The following is a 14,144-nucleotide window of genomic DNA, read 5'->3' as shown; positions in this document are numbered from 1 at the left end:
CCGCCATGCTGCATGGCGGGCTCGTTCGCGGCGCGTGTTCAAGACTTGTCCTGGATCTCCCACACGTGGTCGAGGGTGTGCCAGGCGAAGCGGCGGGCGGCGTAGGCCGGTGGCCAGCCGCCGCCATTGAGCGGCCCACCGTCGGCCGGGTTGCCCAGGACATCGAGGATCGCGGTGCGAAGCGCGGTCAGGGCGATGCGGTCCTGGGGCGTGAACGGCCGGTGCCGGATGCCAATCTTGCGGGCGTACGCGCGATCGTTGTCGACGACGTGGGTGACGATCTCGTCCCGGTCGCGTCCGCCGCCGCGAGGACCCTTACGCAGGGTCGGCGGTGCGGTCTGGGCGAGTTCGTCGAGGGCTCGCCACGCGGCCCGCAGGATCGCGGCGCTACGGCGCGCCGCCGCGGCGCTGTAGGGCCGGCTGTCCTCGGCGACAGGCACGCCGGGCGCGCCCCAGTCGGTAGTGTTGACGCCGGTCACCGTGGCGACGATCTCGACCGGGCCGGGGTCGAAGGTCAGCCCGGCATCGGCGGTGATGCGCCGGTACCGGTCGGCGTAGGCGGTCAGCGCGGCCACGGCGCGGTCCTCGGTGGTGCCGATGCGCGCCCAGCCGGGCCAGTCCAGCGCGCAAGCGACGATCTTCGTACGGCCCTTCTCCAGGTAGACGCGGGTCATGGCTCGACTGCTCCTCAACACTGGTCAGAACGCGGCGGCGTGGTCGTGGGCCCAGTCGTGGTAGCTGCGCGCGGGACGACCGGTCAGCTTCTCGACGTCGGCGGTGGTGGGAGCGGTACGGCCAACGGCGGCGGCCCAGGTGGCCAGGATGTCGTCCAGGATCGGGGCCGGCACGTGGGCGCTCATCTCCTGGCTTACCGTCTCGGCGGGTAGTTCCTCGTAGCGGATCGGCCGGCCGAGCGCCCGGCCGAGGATGGCGGCCTGCTCCGCGTGCGTGAGCGACTCGGGCCCGGTCAGCCGATAGACCTGGCCGGAGTGTCCGTCCTCGGTGAGGGCGGCCACCGCGACCGCGGCGATGTCCGCCTCGTGCACCGGCGCGGACGCCGCCTCGGCGTAGGCCCCGCGGATCACGTCACCGGCCTTCGTCTGCCCGGCCCACATCAGGGTGTTCGCGGCGAACACGTCCGGGCGCAGGAACGTCCACGCCAGGCCGGAGCCGCGCAGCGCCTGCTCGATCTCGGCGTGATAGGCGGCGATCGGCCCGTCCTGGACCTCCGCCTCGTCGTCGACTGCGCCCGAGGACAGCAGCACGACCCGGCGGATCCCGGCCCGCTGGGCGGCGGCGACGAAGGCGGGCCCGCTGCCCGGCACCGCGAACAGGAAGACCGACTCCACGCCGGCCAGGGCGGCGGCCAGCGCCGCGGGGTCGGCCAGGTCGCCGGCGACGACGCCGACCTCGGCCGGCCACGCGGCCGCCTGCGGGGACCGGCTCAGGGCGCGCACGTCGTGGCCGCTGGCGACCAGCAGGGCGAGGACGTGGCCGCCGACGTTTCCGGTGGCGCCGGTGACGAGGATCATGGGTTCTCCTTGGCTTCGCGGTACCGGGGTGAGCCCGTACGAGTGACCCTAGAGATCGTTGAGGACAGGTTCGGTCCTCAAGTTGCGGAGATTGGACGCGAATGCTGGAGACCTCGGCACGGTTGCTGCGGCTGCTGTCGCTGTTGCAGTCCCGCCGCGACTGGCCCGGCGCCGAGTTGGCCGAGCGCCTCGGCGTGACCACCCGGACCGTGCGCCGTGACGTCGACCGGCTCCGCGACCTCGGCTATCCCGTCGAGTCCGCCACCGGCACCACCGGCGGCTACCGGCTCGGCGTCGGCGCCGCGCTCCCACCCCTGCTACTCGACGACGACGAGGCCGTCGCCGTGGCCGTCGGCCTGCGCGCCGCCGCCACCGGCACAGTCACCGGGATCGAGGAGACCTCGCTGCGCGCCCTCACCAAGCTCGAACAGGTCCTGCCGTCCCGGCTACGCCACCGCGTCGGCGCGATGCAGTCGGCCATCCTGCCGCTGACCGGCCCCGGCCCCACCGTGAACCCCGAGCTCCTCACCACGTTGGCCGCCGCCTGCCGCGCCCACGAAGGCATCCGCTTCGGCTACCAGCAACACACCCGCCGCGCCGAGCCCTACCGCCTCGTCCACACCGGCCGGCGCTGGTACCTGCTCGCCTTCGACCTCGACCGCGACGACTGGCGCACCTTCCGCGTCGACCGCATCGACCGCGCCCCCCAGCCCGGCCCGCGCTTCACACCCCGGCCCGAACCCGCCGAGGGCGTGCACGCGTACGTCTCCAACGCGCTCACCGCCGCCCCATACCGGCACCGGGCGACCATCCTGTTCCACGCACCACTCGACGCCGTCGCCGAACACACCTCACCCACCGCCGGCCGGCTCGAACCCCGCGACGCCGACAGCTGCCTCTTCTACGCCGGCGGCGACTCGCTCGACAGCATCGCCGTCTTCGTGGCTCTTAAGGGCATCGACTTCCAAGTCCTCGACCCACCCGAACTCAAGGACCACATCCGCGCGCTCGCTCAACGGCTCACCCGCGCCGGCGCCGAGGACTAACCGGGTTGATCAACGATGCCGCACCAACCACGGACCACGCGCCATGACCGAGGCAACTCCAGGGTCGGGCGAACGCCTATGGCGAGGTCTGACGCGACAGCCCGGACTACCCGCGCACCATGGCGGCGGTACGGGTCATCGAGCGGGAGCACGGCCTAGTCGGGATGGACAGTCCGGGCCGCCGCTCGGCGAGGCGGGGCGGCCGGGCGACGCCTGGCGCGGAGTCCAGAAATGGCGGATAGGCGGATAAAGGTGCGGAGCAGGCGGCGGCGACCAGCGCCGGCCTACGCGATGGGGGACCGTGCCCGCCCGATCAGCTGCCGGTGGTCTCCTGCCGAGATTGGGGGGAGCAGGTTGGGAGCAGACGGATGCACTGAACGCCGTTGAACCGCGTCCAACGGCACTGAAGGGCATCCAACTGCACCCAGCACGACCTGCGAGTGCTCGTTTTCACAGGTCGGAGTGGGTGCAGCGTCCTGCTTCACACCGAAGTGGTCGGTCTCCGGCGCGTCATCTCCCTTGGCGCCGAGAGACGCCGCACCGAGCGCTGGGGGTTGGCTAGCGGACGAGGCGAAGGCATGATCACTTGGTGTTTTCATGGCCTACCTGGGGCGAGTGGCTGGCCACTCTGCCGCCGGATGTCCGCGATTCTGCTGTATCGCTGGCGGAGAGGTTCAAGGAGCTTGGAGCCCAAGACCCGGAGGAGTGGGCTAGGTCGGAGATCAGCGAGAACATTCCGCAGCTGGCTCGGTTCATGGTTTTGCGCGCCCTGTGGCGGGAGGTGATATCTCCGTGGATGGATGCAAGCGCTCTGAGCGACGTGGCGGCCGCCCAGCGGCTGATCGACGCAGGCGCGGATCCCCACGACGTGCTGCTCGTCGCGCGAGCCGGAGCGTACGAGGCAGTCGTCGCCGCAGTGTGCGTCCTCGACGAGGGCCGGGACCCGGACGCGCGCGAGGGCGACCCTGGCTGGCACCTGATCGAGACGGACGCAGATTGCAACCCGACGGGCCGCGAAGTCGGCGGGCTCCATGAATCTCTGGGGGAGACGGACCGGTCCGGCGACGAGGATGCCGACCTGTGGCAGTGACATGCCCTATGGCATGCCGCCGATGACGACTCCAGGCCGTCGCTGGACCGCCTGGGCAGTCATCGGGCCATCAGAGGCCAACCGACATTGACCGATGACGACCAGCGTCGCCCGGAGAAACCGCCAAAGCCCGTCCTCTACCGCGCCAGCCTCGTCCTGATCGCCGCCACCGTGTGGCTTCCCTGATCACACCGACCGCCCTATGCGGCCGTGCTCGGACCTAGTATGCGGAGCATGACGCGGTATGTAGACGAGGATCCACACGGTGCGGAGTTCCGCGAGTGCGATCTGACCGCGGCACGCCGACCAAGCTGGCTGATTTGGCCGCCGCGCCGTGCTTGAGCAGCGCCGCGCAGGTAATCCGGAGTGTCCGGTGCTTGATCTTGGAGGCAGGATTCCTTCGGCCGGCGTCGATGAGACAGCCGTCTTCACGTCGCCCGCCGGCCGAAGCCGTGCTTCACTGACCCTGGCACCAAGAGCAGGACAAGTCCCGCCACCGAGAGAAGCACCAGCGGGGTTCCGACGACCACAGCCGAGAAGAAGAGCATGCCCTCTGGCACGTCGGCCGTCATCGCCTGGAACATGAACCAGCCATAGCCGGTGAGCGCCACGAGGTGTGCCGAGACCGCGGCCGTCCAGCTCCACGGGCGGGGCGCGCCGAGCCGGATCACCGCGGTGATGGCGAGCGCGGCCGGGCCGACCGTGGCCGCTCCGAGTAGCAGATCCTGCCACGGCGAACGGAGTTCCGGGTCCGCCTGGAACAGGGCCTGCACCACCAACAGGGTGATGGACGACAGGATCAGGGCCTGGATCCCCAGCAGGATCCGGGCGAGGAGCAGCGGCGTGGGCACGCCGGCATTCTCCACCGACGGTGCTTACGCTTGGGCCTCGAATCTGCACCGAAGTTCATAACGCCGGCAGCGCGCGCCCGGAGATATGTCCAGCGCGCTTGCCACCTGGGGAAGCGATGAAGCGCGCCCTTCCTACAACCGTTTGTCGTCCAACGGCCAAGGGGAGACCAGCCCGGTCGCAGACGACATGGATCTTGCTGCCTGGTTTGCCTCGGTTGACCGGGTTCGGGCCGGTCAGATCGCCCCCTGGGGCGCTCCAGGCGCACTTGACATGCGTGTCCCTCCTGCGGGAAGCAGCGGGAGGGCGTGCCGCACAAGCCGTGGACGCACGACTCTGAACGCCATGCGGCCGTTGACGGATGAATGCCGGGCGACGGGGCGGTCGGCAGCGACCGTCTCGTGAGGTCAACGGAAGAACTCACGCTCCTGACCTCAGGCCAGGAGCACTGGTCGCCCTCCTCGCTGTGCGACCAGACCGCTTGAGAGGCTCGACATGACGCTGTCGTCGGCACCTTGCGCTGCTGCCGGCGTTCGGTGAGGCCTCCTCAGCTAGAGGCCTCCACGATGCCGGCTCGTTCACGCGCAGCGAGGATGTCCGGGACGTGCGTCTCGGCCCACTGTCGTACGGCACGCAGCGGAACCAGCAGGGAGCGGCCGAGCTCGGTCAGGGCGTATTCGACGTGCGGCGGGTTGCCGCCCAGGTCGGTACGGGCGAGCAGGCCGTCAGCCTCCATGGCGCGCAGCGTCTCGGTGAGGGCCTTCGGGGTGATCCCGCGAATGTGCGCTTTGAGCTCGGTGAACCGCATCGGCCCGTCCTCCAGGGCGTTGATGGCGAACACCGTCCAACGCGCCCCGATGCGGTGCAGCACAGTGCGACTCGGGCACGTCGCCGCCATGACGTTGTACGCCTTGCCCACGGAGGTCCTCTCGGTAGCGTTGAAGATACCGGTAGCAAATGTATACCGTCGCGGTCATGAGCGAGAACCTGACAGGCAAGCGGATCCTGGTCGTCGGCGGGGCCCGCGGTATCGGCGCTGAGATCGTCCGGCGGACCGGGCTGGCCGGCGCCGACGTCGTCGTCGCCACACGGTCTGGCCCCGAGGTCCAGATCGACGTCACCGACGAGACCACCATCGCGCGGACCGCGGAGTCGCTCGGCGCCTTCGACCACGTGATCTCCACCGCGTCTGCTCACCATGACGTGCCGGTGCCCGACCTGGAACACGACAAGATCCAGGCCGCGTTCTCCGCCAAGGTCGTCGGCCCGCTGCTGCTGGCCAAGCACTTCGCCCCACGGATGCCTGCCGACGGGTCGTTTCTGTTCTTCTCCGGCATAGTGGGCTGGCAGCCCAAGCCCGGCACCGTCGTCAAAGGTACTGCGAATGCTGCCCTGTCCGCGCTGGTCACTCACCTGGCCGTCGAGCTCGCGCCGCTGCGTATCAACGCTATCGCGCCCGGTATCACCGACTCTGGCACCTGGGACCGGCTTCCGAACGAGCGTCGCCGTGCCTTGTACGACAGTGCCGCCGCGGCCTCCCTCGCAGGCAGGGTCGGGACGCTCGAGGACGTCACCGACACCGCCCTGTGGCTCCTGAGTGCGGGATGGGTGACGGGCGAGACGGTCCACGTCGACGGCGGCGCCCGACACCGCTGATCCTGCAGATCCCAGCCTGTACCCGGCACGCCGCCGAGTGCGGTGTGCTCATCCAGCAGGGCGCGGGCCTGGCCGTATGACAGCCAGATGAGCTCGAACTCGGGGCAGACGTCGCGCCGGCTGGCGAAACCTTCCCCGGCGGTGGCCGGCGGTGGGCGACGAACACCGGCCCGCGCGTACGGCCCTTGATCAGCCGGGGCAGCAGGTGGGCGGTGCCGGCGCCCCAGAACACGGTCTCCAGTCAAAGGCCACTTCCCGGATTCGGGAGGTGGCCTTTCTGCTTGCGGAAAAGCAGCTTTGTACAGAAACGGTCAGCGGGGGAGTGACGACCCACCGGCGCGGGCACGCGGGTCTATACGGCTGGCGGTTCTCGATCAGCCTGGCGGTCGGTCCCTGCTGCTACTTTGCCGGCCGTGAATGACTACCTGTGCGCCGTCGACTGGGAATCGTTGCAAGGTCCGTACGGACCGGCCTCGGACGTGCCAAGGCTGTTGCAGATGCTTCGATCTCACGACCCGGCGGCGCGGGCCGAGGCGGAAGAACAGGTCGAAGACCATCTCCAGCACCAAGGCTTGGTGGAGGAGCCGGCGGCGGCCGCCGCGCCGTACCTGATCGATCTGCTGGCCGACCAGGAGGCACCGGATCGGCTGGTGGCCTACCGCCTCCTGCGGACGATTCTCGATTGTGCCGAGCTGTACGAATCGCCGAGGCCTGCGGCGGACGTCCCGACGCTGAGCGAACTCGCGTCGCAGCGGTCGGACTGGTGGCTGTCCAGGTCGCCGGAGTGGCGCAGGCATGGCGGATACCGACGCCCGGTCACTGCTCCCTGGCACGCCGCGGCGTATGAGGCGGTGCGGGCGGGTGTCCCCGCGTACCTGCGGGTCCTGCAGGATCGTGATCCGCACCTTCGTCTCGGGATGGCGTATCTGCTCGCCGCCTTCCCGCAGGAGTGGGCAACCATGTCACCCGTTCTGGGCCAACAGCTCTCAGTGGAGATGGACCCGGCCGTAGCCGCGGAGATGTGCATCGCGGCGGGACTCGCCGGCCACCCCTCTGACGGCGCCATCGTGGATGGGGTACGCCGGTGGCGTGGCAACTCCGACTGGCTTGTTCACCGGGCGGCGCTGATCGGACTGGTGCGGCTGGTCCCGGCGCCCGACACGGCGCTGCTGGCCGAACTGGCCGATTGCCTGATGGAACCGGTTGTGGATTGGGGTTCACCGGATGGCGCGATGGCCAACGCCACCGCCTCGGCCCTCGGCGGTCTCACCGCCAACTCGGTGCCACAGCTCGCTGGTCTGCTGCTGGAGCGGATGCGGGTTCCGGACCCGCATCGGCATGACTTCCTGGCGCTGCGGCTCCTGCTCGGCCTGGCCTTTCCCGACGGTCCGCTTCCGGACGGCGTCGCGTTCGATGATCTCTCACCTTTCCAGCAGGAGGTCGTTCGCGTCGTCATACATGTCCGCCTGCTCAGGCAGGGCCCGATGATGCCGAGGGCCATCGGAGAGTGCAATCTCCCCTGTACAGAGGAGGCTCTCGCGGCCTGGTGTGCCGGGCAGCCTCGTAGCGCGAGCTGACCGTAGCGAGCGGATGCAGCATCACCCGTCGGCGGGTCGCGATCCGTCGGTGGTTGCGGTAGCGCCATGCCACCGCCGACGACCCGGACGAGCCGAGCAGACCGTCAGGGCTGCCAGCGTCCGTCCGTGCGTCAAGGCCGTCTTGACGTGGCGGCCCCGACGGCGGCCCGCTCCCGCAAGGGTGGGTCGACGGCGACGGGATGGCGAGGCTTCGCTGGCTGGATCAGTGCCTCACCAGTCGCGCCACTCGTCGGTAAGTTCTGCCCGGTCGATGTTTCGTCGGGAGGTGAGACCATCGACATCAATACCCGCGTCTGTCAGGACATCGTCGATGTACTCACACAGCTCCTCGCGCTCGCCCGTCTCGATCCTGCTTCCGTGTTCCTCATTGATCATGTTGAGAGCCATGACGACCCGCTCGACCGACGCGAAGACTTCATCATCCGACGGTGACGAGAATGAATGTAGGTCTGCTTCATAGGCGTCAAGAGCAGTATCGACAGCAGTGATGAATGCGTCTGGCCACAGGTTCAGGGCGTAGGCGTCATCCTCAGCAAGGGTTCCTGCAGCGATGCGGCCTCTCTGGTCCTGCACCTCGCGGCCCCACTTCACGGTGGGTCGTGTGATCATGGCGCGCAGCTTAGTGACCGCGTCTGATATCGATCGGAGTCGGCCAGTCTGGGCGCCCAACTGAGTGACGATCGGTACGCACGCCGACGGACGTACTCGGACGCCGCGGACTGCCGCAGCAGCTCAGCAAGGGCTGACGGGCAGCTCACCGCCCGCCGATCAATCTTCCACCGAACGCGTCGCGAGGCTTAACCGCGGCGGTTGCCGAGTTCGGCTTTGAGCCGTCATGGCGGCGGGTCGCGCTCGGCCTGCTGGCGGCGCAAGCGCCGGCGTCGGCCAACGCGCCGGCCGATAGCTGCGGACTGCCCAAGGTGCCCAGACCGATGCCTCCGGCGGGGACGTTCGACAGAGATGGGCTTCAGGCAGAGGAGGTGTTTACCCTCTCCCGTTCGCTACGGTGCTCGCTGTGATCCGACAAACCATGGCGGCCTCCGTTGATAAGCCGAGCGAGGTCGAGGCGGCTGAGGCTTGGCTGAATGCCAAGCGAGACTCTCTGGCCTAATTTGACCATCAGCAGGCCGCTTAGTTTATTCGTCAGCCCCCGGATCGAAGTCGCCTAGCGTCTCCGACAGCCGCAGGCGGGCTGCCTGGAGGCGCTGCGTGTAGTCGGCGCTGAAGATGTCGACTAGAGACTTGTCGAGGGTCCCGCCGATGCAGTGCAGGGCAGACCAGACGGCTCGATCGTCCACCACTTCAGCGAATGCCCGCGAGGACTCCATCCGCTCAAGCCAGTCCGAGAGCACCAGCGCCTGGTCGTGACTTAGCCTGAGGACGACCTCTTCGCGGTTCACTCCGGCAAAGTACCGCAGCCGTTCTCGACTTACCCAGGCCAAGCTGACGCCCAGCCCGCCCGACAGGTGATCGATCCGCATCTGGTCCGCAAGAGGTCGGCGACGGCGGGGGAGTGGTGTGAGATGCCGAGAGTTGGTCTCGCTGGTAGTGCCCTATGCGCGCAGGTCGTCAGCGATGGCAATTTGATCTAATCGCTCGGTCGCGGGTTCGAGTCCCGCCCGCCGCACCACGGAAACACCCTGGTCAGGCATGGTGCCGACGAGCCGGGCGGACCGCATCAAGGCGGCCCACAAGCGGGCCGCGCCAGCCAGGCCCCGGCCTGCTGGCGACCTCCGGCCGGCATCGGCCGGGCTGGCGGCCCACGCTGACGGGACCATAGAGACGAGGGCTGAGGCGGGACGATCGCCGGCGGGGTTGCTCCCCGTCGACGTCAGGGCGATCGCCGACCGCCCGGCCGCAAGCGGTGGTGCAGCCCAAGAGCCTGCGGCCGGTCTACACCGCCGCGACAGAGACCGCGGCAGCGGCCGGCTTCGACGAGTTCAGCGCCGCCTGGGGCGGCCAGTACCCGGCCATCGTCAAGCTGTGACGGGCGGACCGGCCGGAGTTCATCCCGTTCCTGGACCTCGACGCAGAGATCCGCCGGATCATGTGCTCCAGCAACGCCATCGAGTCCCTCAACGCCCGCGACCGCCGAACGGGTCCGGGCTCGCGGGCAATTCCCGGCCGAACAGGCCGCCCTGAAGTGCCTTTACCTGGTCATCCGATCACTCGACTTGAGTGGACGATGCCGGACCAAGTGGGCGGCGCGCGGCCGGGGGCCGCGTTCCGGCTCCTCGCGGCCATCTGGATCGTCGGCCTGGCGGTCGGGGTCCCGCAGGGCTAGTTGCGCACCGCCAACACCGGTCGCCCCTCGATGGTCACCGGATGGCCCGGCGCCGTCGGGTCAGGAGCAGCAGCACGCCGCCACCCACCAGCAGGGCGAAGCCGGTCCCGGCGGTCAGCCCGGCCCGGATCCCGGTGATCGGCAAGCTGCCGCCACTACCAGCGCCACCACCGTTACCGGGGTGGCCGCCGCCACCACCGCCACCGGGGTCGCCGCCACTACCTCCGCCGCTGCTGTCCGCGACCACCACGACCGCGAACCCGTCCTGGTTGTCGCTGTCGTCCACGTCGACCGCCGGTACGGCGACCGCATTCGCGGGGAGGTCGCTCCGCGACAGACCGGAAAGGTCCGACGGAGGCTCGCTCAGGCCCTCGACCCGGACGGTCCCGTTTCGCAACGTGACCGGCGCCTTCGTGGCGGCCGACACCGTCGCCAGGTGGTACAGCTCGACGGCGGAGTGGAGCTGGTCGTTCGGGTCGGTGTCCTGGTCGACCGGAATGAGGACCAGCCGGTCGTAGGTGCAGACCGCCGTGCGACCGGCGGCACCGAGGACGCATTCACTCGGCGGCCTGGTGAACGTCGCGCCCGTGGGCAGGCGCAGCTCGACCTTGACGCCACCGACCGGCTTCCGCCCCTGGTTGGCGATCGTGTAGCGCACCGCGCCCGTCTCGCCCGGATTCAACGTGCCGGTGGATTTGAGGCTGCCGTCGGCAGCGATCTGCACCGACTGCGTCACGTCCGGCGCGACCACCGAAAGGTCGGCTTCGGGGTGGTCCACCACCTCGATCGGGAACCACTTCGTGTTGTCGGCCGGATTCGTGTCGACCGGTTCGACCTCGACCGTCACCTTGATCCGGCCCGCGAAGGGCTCTCCGGTCTGAACGGTGGCGAGGACGGGAAGCTCCACCGTCTCGCCCGGCCCCGGAAGCTGATCCCGCAGCAGGTCGCAGTACCAGCCGGAGACATCCCCGTCGCACTCGCCCAGCCCGCCGGTCGGCCAGAGCGTGATCTTGAAACTCGAGGGGTCCAGCTCCGACGCGTCGACCCGGACGACGACCTGGGTCGGGGTCGCGTCGCCCCGGTTGCTGATCTTCAAGTGAAGCGTCTTCTTCGTGACCCCCAGCGGAATCGTCCCGCCGGCCAGGTCGACGGTGAGGTCCGTGCCCGTCGGCGCCGCCGAGGCGGACGCGGCGGGCACGCCGACCCCGCCGAGAAGAAGCAGCACGGTGGCCACCGTTCGGGGCAGCCACGGCAGTCCGAATCTCATGACGGAGCCCTCCGGACGAACGGGCGGTCGATGCGTGGACACTATCCGCGGCCGGCCGGGTTCGGTATCCCCCGCGTGACCCGTTCCGGAGGGCGCGCCTAGGAGGTCAACTCGGACGAGCGCTGTGGGAAAGCGGCCCGCCCCTCAGCTGACGTCGGAGTCTCCGGTGTACCGGTGCGGGTTGGTCGCGGTGTGGTGCGGGCCGTCGAGCTGGTGCTCGGCGGCCGCCTCGCCTGGTACGCCGAAACCGCCCGACACGCCCGCACCGTATTCGCCCACCACTGGCCCGAGGTGCCCAACCTCGGAGACATCCGCACCATCGACTGGACCCGCGTCCGGCATGTCGACGTCCTCACGGCAGGCTTCCCCTGCCAGGACATCTCCAACGCCGGCAAACGCGCCGGCATCACCGGCCCTCTCCAGCCTCTGGCAGCACATCAACACGCCCTTCGCCATCGACCCCCGCTCGTGTTCGTGGAGAACGTCGCCGCCCTGCGCAGGCGCGGACTCGACGTCGTCCACGCCGACCTGGCCGCGCTCGGGTACGACACGAGCCGGCTGTGCCTACGCGCATCCGACATCGGCGCCGCCCATCGACGCGACCGGCTGTTCCTGCTCGCCACCAGAGGCGGGGGAGACGATGCGCGCTGCCCACGCCCTGCGCCCGTGACGGCAAAGGACCCGGACACCACAACGGGCTGCCCGACGTCATCGAACCCCACGGCACCCGCCAGAAGTTGTTGCCAACCCCACGCCCCAGCGACACCGGCACCCCCGGCCGCCGAGCCAGTGCCGGCTTCCGGCCGCCGCTGTCACAGGGGCTCCTACCCATCCCACGGGCGACGGACGGCCAGACAGGCCGCAAGGGACGACGGGGCTCCCACGGAGACCTCACCCTGCCGTCCGCAGCCGTGCGATGCGCAGCGCCTGCCCTACCGACGCCCCGGCCTCCGACGCGCGAGGCCCCGGCCACTACGGCGACGGCGGCCCCGACCTACGCACCACCGTCGCCCAGCTCGCCACCAGCAGCCTGGGAACGCCCGATGAGGCGACCTGGGGGATCTACGCATCGGCGGTCGCACGCTGGGAGGTTCTGATCGGCCGGCCCGCTCCCGCGCCCACCGAATCCGGCCAGCACGGCAAGCCCGTGGTCGCACCTCCGTTCGCGGAATGGTTCATGGGCCTACCCGCCCACTGGGTCACCGACCCCACCCTCGATCTCCCCGCACCGGCGCGTTGCGCGTCCTCGGCAACGGCGTCGTCCCCGCCCAAGCGGCGACCGCCCCTCCGTCTCCTGCTCTGCCACCACCGCTGACAGCCACACCACGCGGAACTCTTCGCGGGCGGGCCCATTCCGCTGCCCGCGAAGAGCCCGCGTCAGCCCTGGCCTCTTCACCGACCTTGCCGGCGCCGGAGGCCACCTGGCCGTCACCAGGACCGCCGTGAAGCAGCAACTTCAGGCCGACTGTAGGTGATCCGGCGGGGATTTTGCCGGACACCTGACGGCTACGATGGCGTCATGGCCGAGAACCTCACGTTGACGTTGACGTTGGAGCAGCGCGGTCCGGCGGGGGCGTTCGTGCTGTCCGACGAGCAGGTAGCCGTCGTGGGGGAGGGGCGCAAGGCGTTCCCGGTGCGGGTCAGTGTCAATGGGGTGACGTTGCCGCTGCGGGTGGCTCGGATGGGTGGCGAGAACCTGATCGGGTTGTCCCGCGCGGCGCGGGAGCAGGCCGCGGTCAGCATCGGGTCGGCGTACGAGGTCGGCATCGCCCCCGACGTGGGGACGCGTGCTGTCGAGGTGCCTGAGGACCTGGCCGGCGCTCTGGCCGGCGACGCCGAAGCGCAGGTGGCGTTCGAGGCGCTGGCCCCCTCGCATCGGAAGGAGTTCGTCCGCTGGATCACCGAGGCCAAGCGGGAGGCCACCCGGGCGCAGCGCGTCACCAAGACCATCGAGATGTTACGTGCCGGCACACACCGCTGAGTCCACCGGATCTCGGCGTTCAGTCGCCCGAGAACCCGGAGAAGTGGATCTGCTCGGGGTGGCCGTCGAGGTAGCTGACGACGTATACGCCCTGCCATCGTTCGCGGATTGAGAACGGGTCGAACGTCTTCATCCACTCCACGACCTGATCCGGGGCCGGCGTTCGGGTTTTGAAGAACTCAAGCGTCTGCTCGTCGGTCAGTGGAGAGACGGTGAACAGCGCCGGCTTGGCCGACACGCCCTTCGCCATATCGATGATGGAGTGCGTGCCTGAGTGGGGTTGCGCTGCGAACAGCGTGTCCGGGTCAATCGGTTTGGGTCGCCGCTGGGCGGCGCGCCATTCGTCGAGTAGGCACTCGTTGATCCCGCTGTCGTCATCGGCGGGATCGAGCCGCGCACGGAACTCGTCCTCGGTCAGGGCGTACAGCGGGTCGGGCTCCTCGCGGTAGTACGCGCCCCGGTTGTACGCGTCCTGACGCAACTGTTCGAGCGCAGCGGCGACGTCCGGCTGGTAGGCGACGCTGTACGACCATCCCGACGCGCCCACGTTCTCTCCGCTCGACCTCGACCGCCGCTTGGCCCGCACATCATGCCCGACGCCGGGCGAAAGCGAAACGTGCATCCTTTCCCGCCCCTGACCACGGTGGTCCGCCCAGAGCCGACGGCCCGGGACGACTGACCGCTAGTCGACTGAGATGTCGGTCACCGCCGGACCGGCCGAGCCGGAAGACAAGGCCTGACCAGGAGTTTCACCCACCGTCGGGTGATCGGCGGACGGGTCGGAGCCGGCGGCGCTCCTGACCGGAACTTCACTGTCAGCTAGTCGTCCGCCAATTCGCTT

Annotated in this window: 14 protein-coding genes and 2 pseudogenes; 7 read left to right on the top strand and 9 right to left on the bottom strand. The window is 69.5% G+C overall.

What is annotated here, in order from left to right; all coding sequences use genetic code 11:
• Positions 1-38 precede the first annotated feature (38 nt).
• Together GA0070603_RS04810 and GA0070603_RS04805 are read right to left on the bottom strand one after the other, a co-directional pair.
• A complete protein-coding gene (locus tag GA0070603_RS04810; protein ID WP_091307700.1) occupies positions 39-674 on the bottom strand; it encodes a hypothetical protein in 636 nt (211 codons plus the stop codon).
• Between the two features lie 24 nt (positions 675-698).
• Positions 699-1,532, bottom strand: a complete 834-nt coding sequence (locus GA0070603_RS04805) for an NAD(P)H-binding protein (protein WP_091307698.1) — start codon at positions 1,530-1,532, stop codon at positions 699-701.
• 101 nt (positions 1,533-1,633) lie between these two features.
• On the opposite strand from GA0070603_RS04805, the gene GA0070603_RS04800 reads away from it, so the two are divergent.
• Positions 1,634-2,578 (top strand): helix-turn-helix transcriptional regulator, encoded by a 945-nt coding sequence (locus tag GA0070603_RS04800; protein ID WP_091307694.1) that lies wholly within the window; start codon positions 1,634-1,636, stop codon positions 2,576-2,578.
• A gap of 589 nt (positions 2,579-3,167) precedes the next feature.
• Complete coding sequence (locus tag GA0070603_RS04795) at positions 3,168-3,668, top strand: hypothetical protein (RefSeq protein ID WP_091307690.1); 501 nt, start codon at positions 3,168-3,170, stop codon at positions 3,666-3,668.
• Positions 3,669-4,096: 428 nt separating this feature from the next.
• Here GA0070603_RS04795 and GA0070603_RS04790 read toward each other — a convergent pair whose 3' ends face one another.
• From GA0070603_RS04790 to GA0070603_RS04780, 3 genes and pseudogenes are all read right to left on the bottom strand, one after another.
• On the bottom strand, positions 4,097-4,519 hold the full coding sequence (locus tag GA0070603_RS04790) for a hypothetical protein (protein WP_091307687.1): 423 nt from the start codon (positions 4,517-4,519) through the stop codon (positions 4,097-4,099).
• Positions 4,520-4,670: 151 nt separating this feature from the next.
• Positions 4,671-4,766, bottom strand: a pseudogene (locus GA0070603_RS31900) (IS5/IS1182 family transposase); the annotation flags it as partial.
• A 298-nt stretch (positions 4,767-5,064) separates the two neighbouring features.
• Positions 5,065-5,436, bottom strand: coding sequence for a winged helix-turn-helix transcriptional regulator (locus tag GA0070603_RS04780; protein ID WP_091307680.1), 372 nt, complete (start codon positions 5,434-5,436; stop codon positions 5,065-5,067).
• A 56-nt stretch (positions 5,437-5,492) separates the two neighbouring features.
• On the opposite strand from GA0070603_RS04780, the gene GA0070603_RS04775 reads away from it, so the two are divergent.
• The gene (locus GA0070603_RS04775) at positions 5,493-6,173 is read left to right on the top strand and encodes an SDR family oxidoreductase (RefSeq protein ID WP_091321555.1); all 681 of its coding nucleotides are present in this window, start codon (positions 5,493-5,495) and stop codon (positions 6,171-6,173) included.
• Between the two features lie 413 nt (positions 6,174-6,586).
• Positions 6,587-7,750, top strand: coding sequence for a hypothetical protein (locus GA0070603_RS04770; protein ID WP_139131804.1), 1,164 nt, complete (start codon positions 6,587-6,589; stop codon positions 7,748-7,750).
• A 231-nt stretch (positions 7,751-7,981) separates the two neighbouring features.
• Here GA0070603_RS04770 and GA0070603_RS04765 read toward each other — a convergent pair whose 3' ends face one another.
• Together GA0070603_RS04765 and GA0070603_RS04760 are read right to left on the bottom strand one after the other, a co-directional pair.
• Positions 7,982-8,380, bottom strand: coding sequence for a hypothetical protein (locus tag GA0070603_RS04765; RefSeq protein ID WP_091307672.1), 399 nt, complete (start codon positions 8,378-8,380; stop codon positions 7,982-7,984).
• A 527-nt stretch (positions 8,381-8,907) separates the two neighbouring features.
• Entirely contained in the window at positions 8,908-9,252 is a 345-nt protein-coding gene (locus GA0070603_RS04760; protein WP_244282404.1) for a hypothetical protein, read from the bottom strand.
• 401 nt (positions 9,253-9,653) lie between these two features.
• Here GA0070603_RS04760 and GA0070603_RS31895 point away from each other — a divergent pair.
• Positions 9,654-9,981 (top strand): annotated as a pseudogene (locus GA0070603_RS31895) (transposase); the annotation flags it as partial.
• A 108-nt stretch (positions 9,982-10,089) separates the two neighbouring features.
• Here GA0070603_RS31895 and GA0070603_RS04755 read toward each other — a convergent pair.
• On the bottom strand, positions 10,090-11,322 hold the full coding sequence (locus tag GA0070603_RS04755; RefSeq protein ID WP_139131803.1) for a COG1361 family protein: 1,233 nt from the start codon (positions 11,320-11,322) through the stop codon (positions 10,090-10,092).
• Positions 11,323-11,496: 174 nt separating this feature from the next.
• On the opposite strand from GA0070603_RS04755, the gene GA0070603_RS31890 reads away from it, so the two are divergent.
• The gene (locus GA0070603_RS31890; RefSeq protein ID WP_091307664.1) at positions 11,497-12,369 is read left to right on the top strand and encodes a DNA cytosine methyltransferase; all 873 of its coding nucleotides are present in this window, start codon (positions 11,497-11,499) and stop codon (positions 12,367-12,369) included.
• A gap of 472 nt (positions 12,370-12,841) precedes the next feature.
• Positions 12,842-13,303 carry a YdeI/OmpD-associated family protein gene (locus GA0070603_RS04740; RefSeq protein ID WP_091307662.1) on the top strand — a complete coding sequence of 154 codons (462 nt, stop codon included), beginning with the start codon at positions 12,842-12,844 and terminating at the stop codon, positions 13,301-13,303.
• 19 nt (positions 13,304-13,322) lie between these two features.
• Here the strand turns inward: GA0070603_RS04740 and GA0070603_RS04735 are convergent, their stop codons facing one another.
• The gene (locus GA0070603_RS04735) at positions 13,323-13,850 is read right to left on the bottom strand and encodes a hypothetical protein (protein ID WP_139131802.1); all 528 of its coding nucleotides are present in this window, start codon (positions 13,848-13,850) and stop codon (positions 13,323-13,325) included.
• Positions 13,851-14,144: the final 294 nt, after the last annotated feature.

Source organism: Micromonospora chersina, from assembly GCF_900091475.1.
Classification (GTDB): domain Bacteria; phylum Actinomycetota; class Actinomycetes; order Mycobacteriales; family Micromonosporaceae; genus Micromonospora; species Micromonospora chersina.
This window is presented reverse-complemented; position numbering and strand designations above follow the sequence as displayed.

Bases quoted from the DNA above. Each gene is read 5' to 3' on its own strand.
- GA0070603_RS04810 (WP_091307700.1), bottom strand. From the start codon at position 674: ATGACCCGCGTCTACCTGGAGAAGGGCCGTACGAAGATCGTCGCTTGC.
- GA0070603_RS04805 (WP_091307698.1), bottom strand. From the start codon at position 1,532: ATGATCCTCGTCACCGGCGCCACCGGAAACGTCGGCGGCCACGTCCTC.
- GA0070603_RS04800 (WP_091307694.1), top strand. From the start codon at position 1,634: ATGCTGGAGACCTCGGCACGGTTGCTGCGGCTGCTGTCGCTGTTGCAG.
- GA0070603_RS04775 (WP_091321555.1), top strand. From the start codon at position 5,493: ATGAGCGAGAACCTGACAGGCAAGCGGATCCTGGTCGTCGGCGGGGCC.
- GA0070603_RS04765 (WP_091307672.1), bottom strand. From the start codon at position 8,380: ATGATCACACGACCCACCGTGAAGTGGGGCCGCGAGGTGCAGGACCAG.
- GA0070603_RS04760 (WP_244282404.1), bottom strand. From the start codon at position 9,252: ATGCGGATCGATCACCTGTCGGGCGGGCTGGGCGTCAGCTTGGCCTGG.
- GA0070603_RS04755 (WP_139131803.1), bottom strand. From the start codon at position 11,322: ATGAGATTCGGACTGCCGTGGCTGCCCCGAACGGTGGCCACCGTGCTG.
- GA0070603_RS04740 (WP_091307662.1), top strand. From the start codon at position 12,842: ATGGCCGAGAACCTCACGTTGACGTTGACGTTGGAGCAGCGCGGTCCG.